The sequence below is a fragment of the Pseudoduganella sp. R-31 genome (genome assembly GCF_049913235.1).
Lineage (GTDB): Bacteria > Pseudomonadota > Gammaproteobacteria > Burkholderiales > Burkholderiaceae_D > Rugamonas.
The window spans coordinates 5,306,747-5,325,262 of record NZ_CP183986.1 but is presented as its reverse complement, the minus strand read 5'-3'; the positions used below and the strand labels follow the sequence as shown (position 1 = coordinate 5,325,262).

General features: G+C 63.9%; 13 protein-coding genes. 7 read left to right on the top strand and 6 right to left on the bottom strand.

The window, feature by feature from the left end; translation table 11 throughout:
- Nucleotides 1–14 precede the first annotated feature (14 nt).
- Together ACN9MY_RS24190 and ACN9MY_RS24185 are read left to right on the top strand one after the other, a co-directional pair.
- On the top strand, nucleotides 15–3,716 hold the full coding sequence (locus ACN9MY_RS24190; RefSeq protein ID WP_426336253.1) for a pilus assembly protein: 3,702 nt from the start codon (nucleotides 15–17) through the stop codon (nucleotides 3,714–3,716).
- A 34-nt stretch (nucleotides 3,717–3,750) separates the two neighbouring features.
- Complete coding sequence (locus tag ACN9MY_RS24185) at nucleotides 3,751–4,287, top strand: hypothetical protein (RefSeq protein ID WP_426336252.1); 537 nt, start codon at nucleotides 3,751–3,753, stop codon at nucleotides 4,285–4,287.
- Between the two features lie 4 nt (nucleotides 4,288–4,291).
- Here the strand turns inward: ACN9MY_RS24185 and ACN9MY_RS24180 are convergent, their stop codons facing one another.
- From ACN9MY_RS24180 to ACN9MY_RS24170, 3 genes are read right to left on the bottom strand one after another with little or no spacing between them, the layout of a single operon-like run.
- Complete coding sequence (locus ACN9MY_RS24180; protein ID WP_426336251.1) at nucleotides 4,292–4,876, bottom strand: Crp/Fnr family transcriptional regulator; 585 nt, start codon at nucleotides 4,874–4,876, stop codon at nucleotides 4,292–4,294.
- Between the two features lie 8 nt (nucleotides 4,877–4,884).
- Nucleotides 4,885–5,301, bottom strand: a complete 417-nt coding sequence (locus ACN9MY_RS24175; RefSeq protein ID WP_426318843.1) for an ester cyclase — start codon at nucleotides 5,299–5,301, stop codon at nucleotides 4,885–4,887.
- 60 nt (nucleotides 5,302–5,361) lie between these two features.
- Nucleotides 5,362–8,454, bottom strand: coding sequence for a ligand-binding sensor domain-containing diguanylate cyclase (locus ACN9MY_RS24170; protein WP_426336250.1), 3,093 nt, complete (start codon nucleotides 8,452–8,454; stop codon nucleotides 5,362–5,364).
- A gap of 135 nt (nucleotides 8,455–8,589) precedes the next feature.
- Between ACN9MY_RS24170 and ACN9MY_RS24165 the strand changes: the two genes are divergently transcribed.
- Entirely contained in the window at nucleotides 8,590–10,797 is a 2,208-nt protein-coding gene (locus tag ACN9MY_RS24165; protein WP_426336249.1) for a TonB-dependent receptor, read from the top strand.
- On the opposite strand, the gene ACN9MY_RS24160 is transcribed toward ACN9MY_RS24165, so the two are convergent.
- The gene (locus ACN9MY_RS24160; protein WP_426163485.1) at nucleotides 10,791–11,528 is read right to left on the bottom strand and encodes a substrate-binding periplasmic protein; all 738 of its coding nucleotides are present in this window, start codon (nucleotides 11,526–11,528) and stop codon (nucleotides 10,791–10,793) included. The two genes, ACN9MY_RS24165 and ACN9MY_RS24160, sit on opposite strands and share 7 nt — an antisense overlap.
- A 222-nt stretch (nucleotides 11,529–11,750) precedes the next feature.
- Between ACN9MY_RS24160 and ACN9MY_RS24155 the strand changes: the two genes are divergently transcribed.
- Nucleotides 11,751–13,772: a methyl-accepting chemotaxis protein gene (locus tag ACN9MY_RS24155; protein ID WP_426336248.1), complete on the top strand. Its 2,022-nt coding sequence runs from the start codon at nucleotides 11,751–11,753 to the stop codon at nucleotides 13,770–13,772.
- Between the two features lie 8 nt (nucleotides 13,773–13,780).
- On the top strand, nucleotides 13,781–14,617 hold the full coding sequence (locus tag ACN9MY_RS24150) for an HDOD domain-containing protein (protein WP_426336247.1): 837 nt from the start codon (nucleotides 13,781–13,783) through the stop codon (nucleotides 14,615–14,617).
- Here ACN9MY_RS24150 and ACN9MY_RS24145 read toward each other — a convergent pair.
- On the bottom strand, nucleotides 14,606–15,505 hold the full coding sequence (locus ACN9MY_RS24145; RefSeq protein ID WP_426163478.1) for a LysR family transcriptional regulator: 900 nt from the start codon (nucleotides 15,503–15,505) through the stop codon (nucleotides 14,606–14,608). The two genes, ACN9MY_RS24150 and ACN9MY_RS24145, sit on opposite strands and share 12 nt — an antisense overlap.
- Before the next feature lie 89 nt (nucleotides 15,506–15,594).
- Between ACN9MY_RS24145 and ACN9MY_RS24140 the strand changes: the two genes are divergently transcribed.
- Complete coding sequence (locus tag ACN9MY_RS24140; RefSeq protein ID WP_426318839.1) at nucleotides 15,595–16,359, top strand: sulfite exporter TauE/SafE family protein; 765 nt, start codon at nucleotides 15,595–15,597, stop codon at nucleotides 16,357–16,359.
- Nucleotides 16,360–16,516: 157 nt separating this feature from the next.
- Here ACN9MY_RS24140 and ACN9MY_RS24135 read toward each other — a convergent pair whose 3' ends face one another.
- The gene (locus ACN9MY_RS24135; RefSeq protein ID WP_426163473.1) at nucleotides 16,517–17,026 is read right to left on the bottom strand and encodes a GAF domain-containing protein; all 510 of its coding nucleotides are present in this window, start codon (nucleotides 17,024–17,026) and stop codon (nucleotides 16,517–16,519) included.
- Between the two features lie 64 nt (nucleotides 17,027–17,090).
- Between ACN9MY_RS24135 and ACN9MY_RS24130 the strand changes: the two genes are divergently transcribed.
- Nucleotides 17,091–18,515 (top strand): RecQ family ATP-dependent DNA helicase, encoded by a 1,425-nt coding sequence (locus ACN9MY_RS24130; protein ID WP_426336246.1) that lies wholly within the window; start codon nucleotides 17,091–17,093, stop codon nucleotides 18,513–18,515.
- The last annotated feature ends 1 nt before the right edge of the window (nucleotide 18,516 follow it).

Below are 18,516 nucleotides of genomic sequence, written 5' to 3'. Positions count from 1 at the left end.
TGCGAGACCTATCAATGAGGCCACTCTTTAAACAATTGATGCTGGCGGCACTGTTCACCGGCAGCGTGCTGGGCGCCGCCTTGTCGCGTGCTGCCAGCACCGACCTGGCAGACAAGCCGTTGGCAAACTCCACCACCGTGCAGCTCTTGCCTAACATCATGCTCGACCTGGACAACTCGGGCAGCATGCTGTGGAGCTACATGCCCGACTATGTGCGCGTGCAGTCGAATGGCAGCTACCTGACGTTTTGCCGTTACTCCAATGGCAGCCTGGCAGTGATCTGCCATGACGGCGATCCGCCTTTTGCGGCCAGCGCTTTCAACAAGGTCTACTACAACCCGGCGGTGCGTTATGACTGGCCGACCACGGCCGACGGCAAACGCCTGGCCGATGCGACCACTGAGCACCGGACTGAATACTTGGCGCCATGGTCGAACATCCCGAGCGACGGCTATGGCATCCAGGATATCGATAAGACGTATTCGGAACCGCTGTATAGAGAGTACCCTTGCGGGGTAACCAATCCCTATACGGGGCGAACCATCGATTGCAAGTCGCAGGGGCCTAACGAGACCATTAATTTGCAGACTTACGGCAGCGTGAAAGCCAGCTATCCCGATCGTGTCTGGTGCCCTGACTCGTCGTCCAAGGAAAAGGACTGCAAGCGTGCAGTCGATGGGACCAGCTACGCCTATCCGACCGGAGATTACTCGGTTGCGAAGGAAGTGAAGGGCGCGCCCTATTACTACAATGTGACCGTCAAATGGTGCACGGATAATTCCGCCACAAATTGTGCGGACCTGCGTGACAACACCTACAAGACCGTTGTGTTCGGCAAATGGGAACGGGTCGACATTGTTCCGACCCGTAGCAGCTACCCGAAAGCGCCCACGCGCACCGATTGCCCCGGCGTCAGCTGCAGCTACGATAACGAGATGACCAATTTCGCGACGTGGTATGCCTGGTACCGGACCCGGACCCAGATGACCAAGACGGCCATTGGCCTGGCATTCAAGGACGTACGCGGAAATCCCAAGTCGATGGCGGAAGACAAGACCGACCCAAGCTATTTCCATACGCGCCTTGGGATGATGACGATCGATAACAAGACCATTGCAGTGCCGATCGCGCCTTTTGAGGGCGTGCACAAGCAGACCTTCTTTGACGAGCTGTACAAGCTCTACCCCAATACCAGCACGCCATTGCGTAACGCCCTGAACGAGGTCGGCCGTCTGTACAAGTTTGGTAAGAACGACGCGTTCCCGGATGGGAAAAATGACCCGATCGAGGCTGCTTGCCAACGCAACTTCGTTATCCTGGCAACGGACGGCTACTGGAACGGGAATCAGGCGCTCTACACTGACGACCCAAAGAGCACGCTGTTGAAGGACCAGGACGGCGACATCAAAAAAGCGCCGCGGCCGTCATACGCGCCATACAAAGCCGGTGACGGTACCAGGAACAACCCAGGCGACCAGGTGTCGTTGGCTGACATTGCGTTTTACTACTACAACAACGACCTGCGTCCGGACATGGAGAACATCGTCCCCAGCGCCGGCGGCAACAAGAACATCAACGATGTCGCCAACCACCAGCACATGACCACCTTTACCCTTGGCCTGGGCGTGGATGGTACGCTGGCTTACAGCAAGGACTACAAGACCGCAAAGACGGGCGACTACTATAAGATCCTGCAAGGGGGCACCAAGGAATGGCCGGCACCATTGCCGAACGACCCGACCGCGATCGACGACTTATGGCATGCCGCCGTCAGCGGCCGTGGAAGCTATTTCAGTGCCAAGGACCCGACCACCTTGCAGGAAAGCCTGCACCAGGCCTTGGGCAGTATCGGCCAGTCGGACGGCAGCGGCGCAGCCGCGGCGACCAGTAACCTGAACCCGGTCGAAGGCGATAATTTCATCTATCTGGCGAATTATCGAACCCAGCTCTGGGATGGCGAGCTGAGCGCCTATGCGATCAACGTCCAGACCGGCGAAATTACCGGCGACCCGAAGTGGCAGGCTGGGACGCTGCTGCGTAGCAGGTTCGCGTCGGACGGCAGCGACAGCCGTACCATCTGGACCTCGGACGCCAGCAACAGGCTGGTGCCATTCAAGGCCGCAAACTTGGATAAGAGCCAGTTGGCGTTCTTCTCGAAGTCGGTGCAACGGTCGCTGAGCCAATTTAAGAATTGGACCACCAAGCAAGTCGAAGCGGCTGATGAAACGACCCTGGTGAACTTCCTGCGCGGCCAGGATCCATTGGACAAGGATGGCATGCGCCTGTACCGCGAGCGCGACAAGGTGCTTGGCGACTTCATCCATTCGCAGCCAATCTACGTCAAGAATCCGCCGTTCGGCTTCCTGGACGAGGGCTACGCCGCGTACACGAAAACGGACCGGGACGCCATCGTCTACGCTGCCGCCAACGATGGCATGCTGCACGCCTTTGATGCAAAAACCGGTGAAGAGCGCTGGGCTTACATTCCGCCGATGGTGCTGCCGGACCTGTGGCAGCTGGCCAACAAGGATTACGCCGATCGCCACCGCTACTACCTGGACGGCGCGATCATCGTGTCCGACGTCAAGATCGGCAAGGAATGGATGACTATCCTGATCGGTGCGATGGGCAAGGGCGGCCGCGGTTACTATGCGCTCGATATCACCAACCCCAAGCAGCCGCCGAAAGTATTGTGGACCTTCACTGCTGACGACAACCCTAACCTGGGATACAGCTTTGGCCCTGCGCAAGTGACCAAGCTCGAAGGCAAATGGGTGGCGGTGCTGACCTCCGGCTACAACAACATCGCGGAAAACGGCAAGTACGACGGCGATGGCCAGGGCCACGTGTTTATCCTTGACCTGGCCGATCCGAAAAATGTCGTGGACATCCCCACCGGCGCCGGTGACAAGCTGAATCCAAGCGGGCTGGCGCGCATCAATATTGCCGCTGTAAAGGACTTCTATACGGACAATACGGAAGACAGGGCTTACGGTGGTGACCTGCAGGGCAATCTGTGGCGTTTCAACCTGAAGCAGCGCACCGCCACCAAGGTGATGGAACTGGGTAACACCCGGCCGATCACGGCTGCACCGGACCTGACCCGTCGCGGCGACGGCACGATCATCGTGTATTTCGGCACAGGTCGCTTCCTGGGCGCCTCCGACCTGGTGGTTCCCGAGGGGAGCATGCCTACGCAAATCGTTGCCGCCGTCAAGGATGTGGTGACGGATGGCCCAATCAAGCTGGAATCGCTGGCCGTTCAGACCATGGATCAAGGCGCGGATACCCGCAAGGGCACCACGGATAAAGCGGTTGACTGGGACAAGGACAAGGGCTGGTACCTTGAATTGCCAAGCAAGGGCGAGCGCGTTGCCATCGACCCGCATGTGTTTGACGGCATTTTCCTTGTGCCGAGCGTGGTGCCAACAGCGTCGGCTTGCCAGCCTGGTGGTTACAGCTGGTTGTACCAGTTCAGCACCGCGGGTGCCAAACGCGATGTGCCCGTCGGCACCAGGCTGGTGTCGCCTGTGGTCGGCACGACCCTCAGCCGGCTGTCGAACGACAAGGCGGTGGTCTTCGCCATTACTGCCGACGGCAAGCGTCCGAAGTCGATCCCATTGAATACCCCGTCGCACAGCGGGGGCGGCGACGGTGACTCAAACAATGGCGAGCCTGTCACCAGGCGACTGCAGTGGCGTGAACTGGTTAAGTAATACCCGGGCGGCAGGCAGGGCGAATGCTTTGGCCTTGCTGCTGACTGTCCTGGCCCACCTGGCTGTCCTGGTCAGCGTGGGCAGGCAGGGCACGCCTGGTGAATCCGCGCCGCAGCCTGCCTCCCCCATGCTGGTGCTTACCTTGCTGCCGGCGCCGGCATTGGCGCCGGCTCGTGGCAGTGGGGCGGTGCAACGACCAGCGCCGGCTCCGGCCGCGCCAGCCGCGCCCCTGGCGCAAGCCGAACCGTCGGCGGAACCGGCGTTTACGCCGCGCTATTTCCTCCAGGATGAATTGACCGAGCAGCCTTCCGTGGCCAGTGGCCTGGCCAGGCGTCGCTGGCTGGTGCTGCCGGGGGCTGCCAGCGGCAACATCACGGTACGCTTCTGGATCAACGACATGGGCGATGTGATACGTGTACATCTGGTTCACAGCGACGCCAATGAGGAAGAGAAAGCAGCGATGCTGGCGGCGTTGCAGCAAGTGCTTTTCCATCCAGCCCATATCGGGCGCATCGCCGTGCACAGCGAAGTGCAAATGGACTTGCGGGTGGTCGGCGAAGTGGGTTTCTAACCCTTCATTCGAGCCGGCGCGCAATCCGGTTCAGGCCCACGGGCGTCACGCCGAGATAAGCGGCCAATTCCTTCTGCGGCACGCGCTGCACCAACCCGGCGCGCCTTTCCAGCAAGTGCTGGTACATCTGTTCCGGAGAGTACATCAACAGGTCGCGCTCGCGCACCATTTTCAGCTGAGTCAAAGCCTGGAAGCCGAAACGGATCGCTTTCTGCCATGCCAGGTGGCGCTCACCCAGGTCGTCCAGCAGGCGCCAGTCGATGACCTCCAGCACGCTGGCCTCCAGCGCCGCCGCGCCAAAGCTGGTTCGCCCGCCCGGCTGGAATCCAATCGGACAGGCAAACAGCTCGTCTTCCACCGTGAAACTCTTGATCCACTCCTTGCCGTCGGACGTGGTGTAGAACTGCTTGAGCAGGCCGGTGCGCACAGCAAACAGGCGCGGGCAGGCATCGCCTTCGTGGAACGCGAACTCGCGCTCGCGCAGCTGCAGTAGCTGCACGGAGGCAGCCAGTTGCTCCACCTCGGGCAACTGCAGGCCGGCAGCTTGTTCCAGTCGGCGCAATGCGCGCACCAGCGTCAAATGTTCCATGCAGGCGATTATAGAATGACGCCGAGCTGGCGCATCATCTTCAAGTCTTCGGTGATGCGCCAGTGCTGGCAGATGCGTCCATCCCTGATCCATTCAATCTGCATCTGGCGCACGTCGATCGATTTGCCAGTCGGCTCGATGCCGAACAAGCTGCCGGTGTGCGTGCCGGTCATGTGGACGTAGGCCGCTACGCGGTCTGCTGCGACCACCAGGTCTACGATGGCGTAATGCAGGTCGGGAATCCCGCTGCGCATCATCAGCACAATGGGCTTGAGGCCCGCCGGCCCGGGTTGCGGATCGGGCAGGCCCGGACTGTGGTTGCGGTAGTCGCTGGTCAGCAGTTCGTCGAGCACGTCGACTTTGCCCTGGTTCCAGACTTCTTCGAAGTAGCGTTCGATCAGCCGCGCGTTCGCTTGCAATGACATGTCTTCCTCCTTGAAAGAGGACAGCTTAGCGAGGCGTGGTCCGCGCGTAATTAACCCGGGTTAATGCCAATTCACCACGCGGCCGCGCTGCTGCGGCACCAGCAGCGTCACGTCGCCGGCTTCCACCGCGCTGCTCGGGTCGGCCAGGAAGCGCGACAGGCCGGCTTCCCCGCTGCGCGCCTGCACCCCGACCCAGGCGTCGCGCCAGGTATGCTTGGCGGCGTACAGGGCGGCATCGGCCAGGCGCTGCAGCGATTCCGGCGTCAGCGCGCTGGGGCGGCCCGGCATGCCGGGGAAGGTGGCAAAGCCGATCGAGACGGTCTTGCGCAGCACCTGGCCGCCGGGAATCAGGAATTCGTGGGCGGCGATGGCCAAGCGGATCTTTTCCGCCAGCGCGGTGGCGTCGTTGCGGTCGATGAAGCGCGCCACCAGCAGGAACTCCTCGCCGCCCCAGCGCACGATGTGGTCGGAGCTGCGCATGCAGTCGCGCAGCAGCCTGGCCGTCTGCTGCAGCACGGCGTCGCCGGCGGCATGGCCGTGCTGGTCGTTGACGCGCTTGAAGTGGTCGAGGTCGAGCATGAACAGCACCAGGTCGGCATGCGGCTCGGGCGGCAGGCTGCGATGGCGGCGCGCCGCCAGGTCGAAGTCGGCCTGGATGGTCTGTTCCAGGTAGCGCCGGTTGTGCAGTCCGGTCAGCGGGTCGGTCAGGCTGGCTTGCTCCAGCCGGCGCGAAGCCGCTTCCAGGGCGGCGGTACGCTCGGCCACCAGGCGCTCCAGGCGTTCGCCGCGGCGGCGCAAGGTGTGCAGCCGCAGGCGGAACAGGAAGGCCACGCCCAGTGCGCCCAGCACCCACATGGAAGTACGGAACCACCACGTCTGGTAGAAGGCCGGCTGCACGTGCAGCTTGAGCGCCCATTCCTGCGGGCTCCAGTGGCCGGCGCGGTTGCTGGCCTGGACCCGTAGCTGGTAGTCGCCCGGCGGCAGGTGGGAATAGGCGGCCACGCGCTGGCGCGCATCGACATTGACCCAGCCGGCGTCGTAGCCGTCCAGGCGGTAGCGGTATTGCTGCTGTTCCGGCGCGCTGAAGTCGGGCGCGGCAAACTCCAGGCGCAGGTCGCGCTGGCTGGGCGACAGCGTGCGCTCGGCGAGCACGCCGGCGCCGGGCTGCTCGACGCCGTCGATGGTCAGTGCGGTCGCGCTCACGGCAGGCTGGTATTCCCAGCGCCGCAGCATGTGCGGGCGCACGCGCAGCAAGCCTTCCGGCGAACCAAACAGCAGGTCGCCGTTGCGCATGCGCGCGCGGCTGGCGTAATACAAGGTGCGGAATTCATTGCCGTCGGCGCGGTCGAAGCTGCGCCAGCGCCAGGTCAGCGGGTCGATGCGCACGCGGCTGCCCAGCCACACCTGGCCTTGCGCGTCCTGCAGCAGCGACTCGGGCGGGTGGGGCGGCAGTTTCAGGCGCGTTGACAGCACGTCGAAGTGCGCGGCCTGGCCGTCGAAGGAGCGCAGGATGGCAGCGCCGGACTGGGTGGCCAGCCAGAGCTGGCCGTCCTTGTCGACCATCAGGTCCGGCACCCAGTTGTCGGGCAGGCTGTCGGCGCGCGCCGGATCGCGCACAATGCGGCGCGCCTTGCCGCTCCTGGTGTCGAATGCATTCAGGCCGTCATTGGTACCGATCCACAGCGTGCCGTCCGGCGTGAAGGCGAGCGCTTCGACTTCGCGCCCGGACAGGCTGCCTGGATCGTCGGGCTGGTGGCGCCAGGCGCTCACGGCACCGTCCTTGCCGATGCGTGCCAGGCCTTGCTGGGCGCCGGCCCACAGCGCGCCGTCGGCGCCAAAAACCATGGTGCGGATCGGGCCGCCCGGCAAGCCATGCGCGCTGCCGAAGCGCTGGAAGCCTTGCTGGCCGGGGCGCTGGCGGTGCAGCGTGCCATCCAGTGTCGCCACCCACATGCTGCCATCGGGCCCCTGGGCCAGGCAGGAAATGGCGCCGTCTGACAGCGCGTCGCCGCGGCTGGCGTCGGGGCGGAAGCCTGCCGCCAGCCGGCCGTTGGCATCGAGCACGTCGACGCCATTACCATTGGTGCCGAGCCACAGCCTGCCGTCGGCCGCTTCCAGCGCGCGCACGATGGCCGGGTGGCTCGGGCCCAGCGGGTTGGATGGGCTGTGCCGCAGCTTGAGGAAGGCGCGGCTGGCGGGATCGTGGTGCGCAATGCCGCCGCCCCAGGTGCCGGCCCAGGCCAGGCCGGAACGGTCGACCAGCAGCGCGCCAATGCGATCGTTGCCGATGCTGGACGTGCTGGTGCTGTCGTATTGCAAGCGGTCGACCACGGCCAGGCTGGCGCCGTCGATCACGTCGATGCCTTTGCCGAAAGTGCCGAGCCAGATTTCGCCCGGCAGCGGTTCGGCAATGCTATAGATCCAGAAGTGGCTCAGCCCTGCCAGTGCATGCAACTGGCCGCTGGCAGGATCGTACACGGCGGCGCCCTGGCGCGAGCTGCCGATCCAGATGCGGCCACGGCCGTCCTGGAACAGGCGGATCGCATTGGCCGGGCCGACCGGCGCCGAGAAGCGGCCGTCGCCCAGCCAGCGCTGCAAGCCGGCGTCGCTGGCCACCCACAGGCGGCCTTCGCGGTCCAGCAGGACGGAGCGCAGCTGGTTGTTGGCCAGGCTGTTGCTGTCGCCCTCCACGTGGCGGTATTGAGTGAAGCGGCCGCTGGCGGGATCAAGGACCGACAAGCCGTTGTCGGTGGCCAGCCAGAGCACGCCGCCGGCCAGTTCCGCGATGCCTTCCACGCGATCGTTGGCCAGGCTGTCCTTGCGTTGCGGGTCGTGCCGGTACTGGGTAAAGCGTTCGGTGCGCGGATCGAACACCGACAGGCCGCCGCTGATGGTGCCGATCCACAGCCTTCCATCGCGCGCAGCGTGCAAGGCGCGGATGTAGCTGCCGCCGATTGATGCGGGATCGCCGGGGTGCGGGCGGAATACCTTGTAGCCGTAGCCGTCGTAGCGCACCAGACCGTCCTGGGTGCCGATCCACAGCATGCCCTGGGCGTCCTGCGCCATCACGGTGCTGAGGTGGGCCGGCACCTGGTCCGGCATGGCGACGCGCTGGAACGAGACTACACCCGGCCGTTGTTGCGCCGATGCCATAGTGCCTGCAGCCAGCAGGCAGGCGAACAGAGAGGACCGCAGCAGCGCACGCATTGCCAGGAGATGGTCAAATTGAAACTATCATTATGCCATGATCAGCTATCTCTGCTAGCATGAAGCCACACGGGAGGCAGCATGCGCGCATGGTGGGCGATCGGTGTGGCTGGCCTGGCGGCGTTGCCGCCGGCCTTGGCGCAGCAGGCGCAGGATGGCGCGCTGCCCAGCGTCTACGTCACGGCGCAACGCCGCGCCGAGCCGCTGCAGGAAGTCCCGTTCAACGTGTCGGTCCTTGGCGGAGAAGCGCTCGACGTGCTGGCCGCCAGCGGCCGCGACTTGCGCTACCTGGCATCGCGCATGCCCAGCCTGCACATCGAATCCGACTTTGGCCGATCGTTCCCGCGTTTCTACCTGCGCGGCCTGGGCAATACCGACTTCGACCTGAACGCCGCGCAACCGGTCGGCATCGTGTACGACGACGTCGTGCAGGAGAATCCGCTGCTCAAGTCCTTCCCCCTGTTCGACCTGCAGCAAGTGGAACTGCTGCGCGGGCCGCAGGGCAGCCTGTTCGGGCGCAATGCGCCGGCTGGCGTGGTGAAGTTCGATTCGGTGCGGCCTGCCTTCAGGACCGAAGGCTACGCCAATGCCGCTTACGGCAGTGACGAGATGCGCAACCTGGATGGCGCATTCAATACGCCGCTGGGCGAAACGCTGGCGCTGCGCGTGTCGCTGCTTAGCCAGCACCGCGGCAACCGTGTCTTCAACGACCGCCCCAACGCAGCCACCACGGAATTCGAGGGCTATCATGACAATGCCGCGCGGGTACAGCTGCTGTACCAGCCGAACTCCGCCTTCAGCGCGCTGTTGAACGGGCACGGGCGCCGCATGGGAGGACGTGCCACGCTGTTCCGCGCCAATATCCTGCAAAAGGGCAGCAACGCACTGGCGCCGGGCTTTGATTACGCCAGCCTGCCGACCGACGGCATGAACCATCAGTCCCTGAAAACCAACGGTGCCAGCCTGCGCCTGCGCTGGCAGTTCGACGGCCTTTCCCTGCATGCCATCTCGGGCTGGGAGCGGGCGCGCTTCTACAGCCGTGCCGACGTCGACGCCGGCTTTGGCTCGCTGGCGCATCCTCCCATGGGACCGGGCCGCATTCCTTTCCCGTCCGAGACCGCCGACGCGTTGCCGAAGCACAGGCAGTTGACGCAGGAGGTCCGGCTCGAGTCCGATCCGGCGCAGGTATGGAGCTGGCTGGCCGGCGTGTACGGCTTCAGCGAGAAGATCAGGGTCGACAGCTTCAGCTTCGACACCTTCAACGGCAATCGCCAGAACGCCTACGCCTGGCAGGAGCAGGACAGCCGTTCGCTGGCCGCCTTCGGCGCCGTGTCGTGGCGCGCGCGCCCGGGCCTGCTGCTGCGCGCCGGCCTGCGCTACACCAAGGACCGCAAGGACTTCGTCGCCGCGCGCCCGCAAGCGGCGCCCGGCGCGTCGCCGATCGCCAGGCTGGAAGCCGCTCCGCGCGGCAACGACTTCAGCTGGGATCTCGGCGCCACCCAGGCCCTGTCGCCGGACAGCCATGTGTACGCGCGCCTTGCGACCGGCTACCGCGCACCGTCGATCCAGGGCCGCATCCTGTTCGGCAACAGCCTGTCCGTCGCGCGCGCCGAGCAAGCCCGCAGTTGGGAAGCGGGCTGGAAGCAGGATCTCATGCAGCGCCGCGCGCGCCTCGGCCTGGCCGTGTTCCGCTACACGATCGACGACATGCAGCTTACGGCCGGCAGCGGCGTCGTCAACCAGAACCGCCTGGTCAACGCGGCCAGGGTGCGCGGGCAGGGCGCCGAAGTCGAATGGCTGATGCGTCCCAACAGCGAATGGACAGCCAGTGTGGGCGCCAGCTACAACGCCACCAGGATCCGCGATGCCGGCCTGTTCGTGCTCCCCTGCGGCAATGGCTGCACGGTGCTCGATCCGCGCGGTACGGCGCCCAACAACGTCTTCATCGACGGCAATCCGCTGCCGCGTTCACCGCGCTGGATCGCCAATGCCACGCTGCGCTACAGCCGGCCCTGGCGCAACGGTGAATTGTTCGCGTATGCCGACTGGGCCTATCGCGGCAAATACAATTTCTTCCTGTACGAGGCGGTGGAGTACAAGGCGCGCCCGCTGCTGGACGGCGGGCTGCGGCTTGGCTACCGGGACAGGGGCGAACGCTTCGAGGTAGCGGCTTTCGTACGCAACGCGGCGAACAGGCTCGTGGCGGTGGCAGCCATCGACTTCAACAACTTCACCGGTGTCGTCAACGAACCGCGCAGCTACGGCGTGCAGGTGAAATTCACTTACTGATACTTCGACGTCATGCGCAGCCATTGCGGATCTTCGCGCATGCGCTTGACGATGGGAGCAACCTTGTCGAACAGGTCATTGCGTCCCAGCGGCACAAGGAAGCGGCGCTCCGTCGCGCGGCCCGGCAAATCCACGAAAGTCAGGCTGCCGTGCAAGCCATGCAGCCGTACGAAATAGCGCGCCGCCGATTCCGAAACGGCCACGCAATCAATGCGGCCGCGGCGCAGCTTCTCCAGGTTGATTTCCTCGCTGATGGCATCCTGGCGCAGCAAGCCGTGGCGCTGGATCCATTCCTCAATGCCCGGGTAGACGTAGCCCAGCGTCAAGCCAATCGATTTGCCGGCCAGCCCTTGCCCGGCATCCATCTGCACCGGATGGTCGATGCGCGACACCAGCACGAAATGGTCGATGGCGAAAGCCGTGGTCCACAGGTATTTCTTCTGTGCGACGTCATCGAACCATTGGGGCATCATGCCAATAACGATGCCGTCCAGCGTGCCGTCTTCCAGCCGCATCTGCAAGCGCTTGCGCGGCAGGTAGGCCAGCCGGTAGCTGGTGCCGTCCGTGGCCTGTTTGTTCAGGTAGTCGATTGCTTCGTAATAGATACCTCGGGTGCCATCGATGACGAGCGGGGCAAAGTTAGCGCTGGTGTAGACGGTGACGGTTTCTGCCTGCGCGACTGGCAAGAGCAGCGTAACAATCAGCGTCAACAGCGGCGTAATAAATTTCATAAGGGCACTATAACAAAGCGCTTGCACTTGCATCATGAAAGTTAAATTCTTCAATGGCAATTGTTTCGCGCGCCTGCAACACAAATGGTGATGGAGAAAGAGATTTTTGTCGTTAATTCTCACGAATTGTAACGTGGGGCCATAAATCGGCATATGATCAAAGCAAGAGGTATCGCGGTGCTGTAACGCACCTTTTACTGAACTTTTCTTTGGGAAACTGCCATGAATCCTACCTCTCTTCTCGGCCAGCTCAAGCTGAGCCACAAGTTCATGATCCTCGGCCTGATTGCTGCACTGCTGGCTATCATTCCTGCATTCCTCTACATGAGCGAGGCTGGCAAGGTTCTCGCTGCATATGAAGGTGAGCATGAAGGCTTGCCGATCGTGGTGGATGGACTGAAGGTTGTGCAGTACACGCAGCAGCATCGCGGCCTGTCGGCATTGGTGCTGGGCGGCGTGACCAGCGTGGCGGAAAAGCGCCGCGCCAAACAGGCTGAGGCGGACGCGGCGTATGGCCGGCTGGAGAAGGCGGCGGCAAAGCTGGGCGACAAAGCCATCATCGACGCCTTCGCTGCCGCCAAGCAGGAGTGGGAGACGCTGCGCAACAATGTAGCTGAGGGCAAGATCACCGTGCCGCAAAGCTATGCGGGCCATACCGGCCTGGTGCCCAAGCTGCTCAAGGTGAACGAGCTGATTGGCGACGCGTACGGCCTGAGCCTCGATCCCGACAAGGATACTTACCAGCTCATCCAGTCGATGTTCTACCAGTTGCCATGGCTGACCGAAGAAACCGGCAAGACGCGCGCCAAGGGCGCCGGCCTGCTGGCGAAAAAGGAAGCCACGCCCGAGGACCGCATGCAGCAGGCAGCCATCATGTCGCGCGTGACCGATCGCCTGGACCAGACCCTGACGGCCTTCGGCAAGGCCGCCGCCGCAAATCCTGCCATTGAGGCCAAGCTTGGGGCGCAGTTGCGCGAGGCGGGCGATGCAGCACGCAAGATCGTCGACCTGGGCACGGAGCAGATCGTGAAAGCCGATCCGCTGACCTATTCCGGCGAAGAGTGGGTGGCCAGGACCACAGCGGCAATTGATATGCAGTTTGCCGTCAACGAAGTTGCTGCGAAAGAGATCGACGCCATGCTGTCACAGAAAATCAAGGGCTTCACCGAGCAGCGCTGGATCATGGTTGTATCGATGGTGCTGTTGTTTTCCCTGGCTGCCTGGATCTGCATGCTGATCGCCCGCTCGGTGACGGTGCCGCTGCAAAATGCCATTGCGGTGGCGGACGAAGTGGCGAAAGGCAAGCTCGATAACGACATCGATGTTGGTCCGCCCAATGAAGTAGGGCAGTTGCTGCGTTCCCTCAAGTCCATGAGCGAGAGCTTGCGCGGCATCGTGTCCGATGTGCGCACCAGTGTCGACCAGATCAATGCGGCCAGCCGCGATATCGCCACCGGCAATGCCGATGTGTCGTCGCGGCTGGAATCGCAGGCCTCCAACCTGGAAGAAACCGCATCTTCAATGGAAGAACTGACTTCCACCGTCAAGCAAAATGCCGATAATGCGCGCCAGGCCAACCAGTTGGTGCACAGCGCGGCCGGCGTGGCCGGCAAGGGCGGCGAAGTGGTGTCGCAAGTGGTGCAGACCATGGGCGAAATCAATGACAGCTCGCGCAAGATCGTGGACATCATTGGCGTGATTGATGGCATCGCTTTCCAGACCAATATCCTTGCCCTGAACGCCGCGGTGGAAGCGGCGCGCGCCGGCGAGCAGGGGCGCGGCTTTGCGGTAGTGGCTTCCGAGGTGCGCAACCTGGCGCAGCGTTCGGCCTCGGCGGCCAAGGAAATCAAGGATTTGATCAACCACAGCGTGGACCGGGTCGAGACCGGCAACCGCCTGGTCGGCGAAGCCGGCCTGGCAATGCAGGAGGTGCTGAAGAGCGTGCAGAGCATTACCGCCATCATGCAGGAGATCGCTACCGCATCGGCCGAACAGGGCAATGGTATCGAGCAAATCAATATGGCCGTGACGCAGATGGACGACACCACGCAGCAAAACGCGGCGCTGGTGGAACAGACCGCAGCCGCGTCGGCCAGCCTGCAGGAGCAGGCGCAGATGCTGGTGAAATCGATCAGCATCTTCACGCTGGGGAATGAAGATGCGGCCGCACCGGTGGTGCGCAAGGCGGCTGCTTCGCGCCGCATGCCGAGCAATGTGCGCGCGTTGCGGGCGGCCTCGGTATAATTTCTTGCATGGAAAAGCTCAGGGACTTAGCCACCATTATTTCGGAAGTGCAGCGTGGGGAACTGGTATTCCCCACCAGCGTCAATGCCGCACTGGCATTGCAGCTTGCCTTGGCTGACCCTGATTGCCACGACGATGAGATAGCGCGCAAGGTGCTGGGCGAACCGGTGCTGGCGACGCGCGCCGTCGCCCTGGCCAATGCCGCGGTGTTCCGGCGCCATGGCGCGCCGCCCATCACCAGTGCGCGCGCTGCCGTGATGCGGCTTGGCTACCGCAACCTGTATTCGCTGGCCGCTGCCATGGTGGTGCGCCAGTTCGGCGCCCGCATCCGCGACCCGCAGCTGCGCGAACGCGCCGAGCAATTGTGGAAGTATTCCGCGCACGTGGCGGCCATCGCCTACCAGGTGGCGTGCCACATCACCAGCACTGATCCCGACACGGCGCTGTTCGCCGGCATTGTGCATGAGGCCGGCAATTTCTTCCTGCTGTCCCAAGCAGACCAGGTTCCCGGCTTGCTGGATGACATGGGGCACCACCTGGGGCCGGTGCAGGAAATCGTGGCGCGCGAAGTGCTGCGCAAGCTGCAGGTGCCGGAGGCAGTCGGCGCCGCCATCATTTCGCTGCGCGATGGCGCGATCAGCCTGCCGCCCGCCGGCCTGCGCGATACCCTGCTGCTGGCGCGTCACCTGTGCCCCGTGCTGTCGCCGCTGCCTGCGCCGCAGGACGATTACCTGGTGCGGCGCTCCGACATCGTGCAATGCCTGGAAAGCTTCCCCGACCTTGCCGAGCTGCTCGACGTCGCCGCGGCCGAAGCGCGCTCGATGGGCGTGGCGCTACTGGCCTGAAGCGCCCGGCGGCGCATCCTCCAGCAACTGTTTCGCCAGCAGGCCGGCGTGCGGCGTCAAGGCTGAAAAATCCCGCGCGCAGAGAAAGAGCCGGCGCGTGGCCCATGGTTCGGAGAGGCGCACCACGGCAAGGTCGCGCCGGATTTGCCGGGCCAGCGCGCTGGACATGATCGAGATGCCGATACCCGCCTCGACGTGCAGCGCCACGTGCTCGATATTGCGCAGCTGGATGCGGTAGTCGAGCTGGCGCCCCAGGCGCGAAGCGCGTTCCGCCAGGTGGGTTTCCAGCGCGGTGTCCGCGATGCCGACGATCGCTTCGCCAAGGATGTCGGCAAAGGTCGCATCGCCTTGCCGCGCCACCCGGTGACGGCGGTGGGTGACGACGACCAGCTGGTCGCTGGCGATCAGGTGGGTCTGCAGCGGGCCGAAGTCGGTGATGTCTGCCACGATGCCAAGGTCGGCGCGCCGGTCCACCATGGACTGGACGATCTCGGCGCTGGGCCGCTCCAGCAAGTCGATCGAGAGGTCGCGGTGCGTGGCCAGGAAGCGGCACAGGTGCGGCGGCAGGAAAGCAGCCATGGCGGCGGAGTTCGACAGCACCCTGATACGGCCCTTCAGGCCAGTGGCGTAGGTGCGCAGGTCGCCGCGCATCTGTTCGACCTGGCCCAGGATGGAACGTGCATGGCGCTCGAATGCTTCGCCCGCCGCCGTGGCCCGCACGCCGCGGCGGTTGCGCTCGAGCAGCGGCGCGCCCAGCGCCGCCTCCATGCCGGCGATGCGTTCGCTGACCGAGGCCAGCGCGAGGTGCATGCTGCGTGCACCCTGGGTCAGGCTGCCGCATTCCACGACAGTGAGGAAGAGCCGCATATCGGTCAGGTCGAAGCGCATTGCCAAGTCTCCAGCATTCGGAATTTCCGAAGTGTAGCACCGGAATTGCCAGATTGCGGGCAGCGGGCCGGCCGTCTAACATCGGCGGCATGGATTCGATGATTCTGACTTTTTCCGCGGGGATGCTGGCTGGAGCGATGAACGCGCTGGCGGGCGGAGGCTCATTTGTCAGCCTGCCGGCACTGATCGCCGCTGGCGTGCCACCGGTTCAGGCGAATGCTTCCAGCACGGTAGCCTTGTTCCCGGGCGGGCTGGCCAGCGCCTGGGCCTACCGCGACGGCTTGCAGCCGGTCGGCGGCGTCCCACTGCGACTGATGCTGGCGACAACGCTGTGCGGCGGCTTGGCCGGAGCCCTGCTGCTGTTGCGGACTTCATCAGCGGCATTTACCTTTGTGCTGCCATGGCTCCTGCTGTTGGCGTCGATTGCGCTGGCGTTCGGGCGGCGCCTTGGTGCGGCACTGCGAGCGCGCTGGCAGGTGGGCGCGCCTGCGGTGCTGGCGCTGCAGTTCGCCCTCGGCGTGTACGGCGGTTATTTTGGCGGCGCGGTCGGGATCATGATGATGGCCATGTGGGGCCTGATCGACAAGCGCGACCTGAAGGAGTTGAATGCGCCGCGCACGCTGCTGGTCAGCGCAGCCAACGGCGTGGCGGTGGCTGCATTCGTGTTTGCCCATGCAGTACATTGGCCGCTCACGCTGGCCATGCTGGCCGGCGCGGTCATCGGCGGCTATGGCGGCGCTCGCGCCGGGCGCCGCGCACCAGCTGAGGTGATCCGCGCAGTCACGCTGCTCACCACGTTCTGCATCACCTTGATGTTCTTTGTGAAGGCCTGCCTGGGAGGCAACCATGCTTGACGCATTGCTGGAAACGATTGGAACGCTGGGTGTACTGGCCAGCATTGGCGTAAAACTGGCCACATGCTTGCCCAAGGCTCAACATCGAAATCGAGAGCTCGTCAACCGTGAACGGCAGCTTCGATGCAAAGCGCGCCGCCACGGTTCTTGAGATGGATCAGGCGCGGCTTTGTTCGAGGATGCGGACCAGCGATTCAATGCCTTCAGCGTCGACAGCGTCAAAGCGGCCCGGCAGAGGGCTGTCGAGGTCGAACACGCCGATCACTTCGCCGTCCTTGCCGAAGATCGGCACCACCAGCTCGGAGCGCGAGGCAGCATCGCAGGCGATATGGCCCGGGAAGGCATGCACGTCTTCCACTACGCTGGTGGCGCGCTTTTCGACAGTGCTGCCGCATACGCCACGGCCCTTCCTGATGCGGATGCAGGCTGGCTTGCCCTGGAATGGGCCGAGCACCAGTTCATCCGGACCCTGCATGAAATAGAAACCCGCCCAGTTCAAGCCCGGCATGGTGTTGAACACCAGCGAGCTGGCATTGGCAGTGTTGGCGATCCAGTCATGTTCGCCGTGCACCAGTCCGCCCAGTTGCGCGCGCAAGTCTTCGTACATGGCGCGTTTGGCTTCGGGAGTGTCAGTGCTGTAGGTGGTTTCGCTAAGGGAGAAAGACATTTTGCCGCTCGGTATGTTACTTAGGACGCCGACATCTTACCAGCAATCGCGCTAAGTTGCGGCCATGGCTACTCATCATCAAATCCGCACCCTGCTGCGCGACGTGTTCGGCGTTGACCGTTTGCGCGCTGGCCAGCGACAAGTGATCGACAGCGTGCTGGCGGGGCATGACACGCTTGCCATCATGCCGACCGGCAGCGGTAAGTCGCTGTGCTACCAGATCCCCGCCTCGATCCTGAAAGGCAGCACAGTGGTCGTCTCGCCGCTGATTTCCCTGATGAAGGACCAGGCCGAGAAGCTCGATGATATCGGCATCGAGGCCGCGCAGCTCAACAGCAAAGTGCCGGCTGACGAGCAGCAGGAAGCATTGCAAGGCTTGCGCAACAACGAGGAGCGCATTGTGTTCTGCACGCCGGAGCGGTTGGCGACGCCGGAGTTCATGTCCCTGCTGCACAAGGCCGACATTGGCCTGGTGGTGGTCGATGAAGCCCACTGCATCTCTCGCTGGGGCCATGATTTCCGGCCGGCTTACCTCGATATCGGTGCAGCTCTCGATGCGCTGGGACGGCCGCCGGTGCTGGCGCTGACCGCCACTGCCACCGACGAAGTGGTAGACGATATTCGGCGCCAGCTTGGCGCGCCGGAAATGCGCATTGTGAATACCGGCATCTACCGGCCCAACCTGCATCTGGCCGTGCGCCAGGTGACCAATGCCGATGAGCGGGCGGCCGAGGCGTTGCGCCTGGTGCGCGAAACGCCGGGTAGCGGCATTGTGTATGCCGCTACCATCAAGGCCGCGCAAGACATGCTGGCCGCGCTGGAGGAAACCGGCGAAAGCGTAACGCTCTATCACGGCAAACTGAATGCCGCCGAACGCCACCAGAACCAGGAAATGTTCATGTCCGGCGCGCGCCGCGTCATGGTGGCGACCAATGCCTTTGGCATGGGCATCGACAAGTCCGACATCCGCTTCGTGATCCACCTGCAGGTGCCGGCCAGCCTGGAAGCATACTACCAGGAGGCGGGGCGGGCAGGGCGCGACCGCGAGTCAGCCGAATGCACCTTGCTGTACTTCCACGAGGACAAGCGCGTGCAGCAGTTCTTCCTTGCGCGCAGCTATCCCGACGCGGCCTTGCTGCGCGCGGCGTATGATGCTGCTTCAGGTGGCGAGTGGCCGCGCGACAAGCGCAGCCAGGTCGCGCTCAAGCTGTTGAAGGAAGGCGGCTGGCTGAAACAGGATCGCAAGCTGCAATACCGGGCGGCAGGCGGTGCGCCGCGCCCGGTCGACCTCGAGCGCCTGGCGGAACGCTATCGCGAGAAGCAGGAGCACGACCGCGAGGCGCTGGCGCAGATGGTGTCTTACGCGCAGAGCGGCTTCTGCCGCTGGAAGCTCCTGCTCGATTATTTCGGCGATGAGTCAGCCGGCATAGAGCGCTGCGGTACTTGCGATAACTGCAGGTCGCCGCCGACAATCGACTCAGGAGGGTAGC

Bases quoted from the DNA above. Each gene is read 5' to 3' on its own strand.
- ACN9MY_RS24180 (WP_426336251.1), bottom strand. From the start codon at position 4,876: ATGGAACATTTGACGCTGGTGCGCGCATTGCGCCGACTGGAACAAGCT.
- ACN9MY_RS24170 (WP_426336250.1), bottom strand. From the start codon at position 8,454: ATGGCATCGGCGCAACAACGGCCGGGTGTAGTCTCGTTCCAGCGCGTC.
- ACN9MY_RS24175 (WP_426318843.1), bottom strand. From the start codon at position 5,301: ATGTCATTGCAAGCGAACGCGCGGCTGATCGAACGCTACTTCGAAGAA.
- ACN9MY_RS24150 (WP_426336247.1), top strand. From the start codon at position 13,781: ATGGAAAAGCTCAGGGACTTAGCCACCATTATTTCGGAAGTGCAGCGT.
- ACN9MY_RS24165 (WP_426336249.1), top strand. From the start codon at position 8,590: ATGCGCGCATGGTGGGCGATCGGTGTGGCTGGCCTGGCGGCGTTGCCG.
- ACN9MY_RS24130 (WP_426336246.1), top strand. From the start codon at position 17,091: ATGGCTACTCATCATCAAATCCGCACCCTGCTGCGCGACGTGTTCGGC.
- ACN9MY_RS24145 (WP_426163478.1), bottom strand. From the start codon at position 15,505: ATGCGCTTCGACCTGACCGATATGCGGCTCTTCCTCACTGTCGTGGAA.
- ACN9MY_RS24155 (WP_426336248.1), top strand. From the start codon at position 11,751: ATGAATCCTACCTCTCTTCTCGGCCAGCTCAAGCTGAGCCACAAGTTC.
- ACN9MY_RS24190 (WP_426336253.1), top strand. From the start codon at position 15: ATGAGGCCACTCTTTAAACAATTGATGCTGGCGGCACTGTTCACCGGC.
- ACN9MY_RS24135 (WP_426163473.1), bottom strand. From the start codon at position 17,026: ATGTCTTTCTCCCTTAGCGAAACCACCTACAGCACTGACACTCCCGAA.
- ACN9MY_RS24160 (WP_426163485.1), bottom strand. From the start codon at position 11,528: ATGAAATTTATTACGCCGCTGTTGACGCTGATTGTTACGCTGCTCTTG.
- ACN9MY_RS24140 (WP_426318839.1), top strand. From the start codon at position 15,595: ATGGATTCGATGATTCTGACTTTTTCCGCGGGGATGCTGGCTGGAGCG.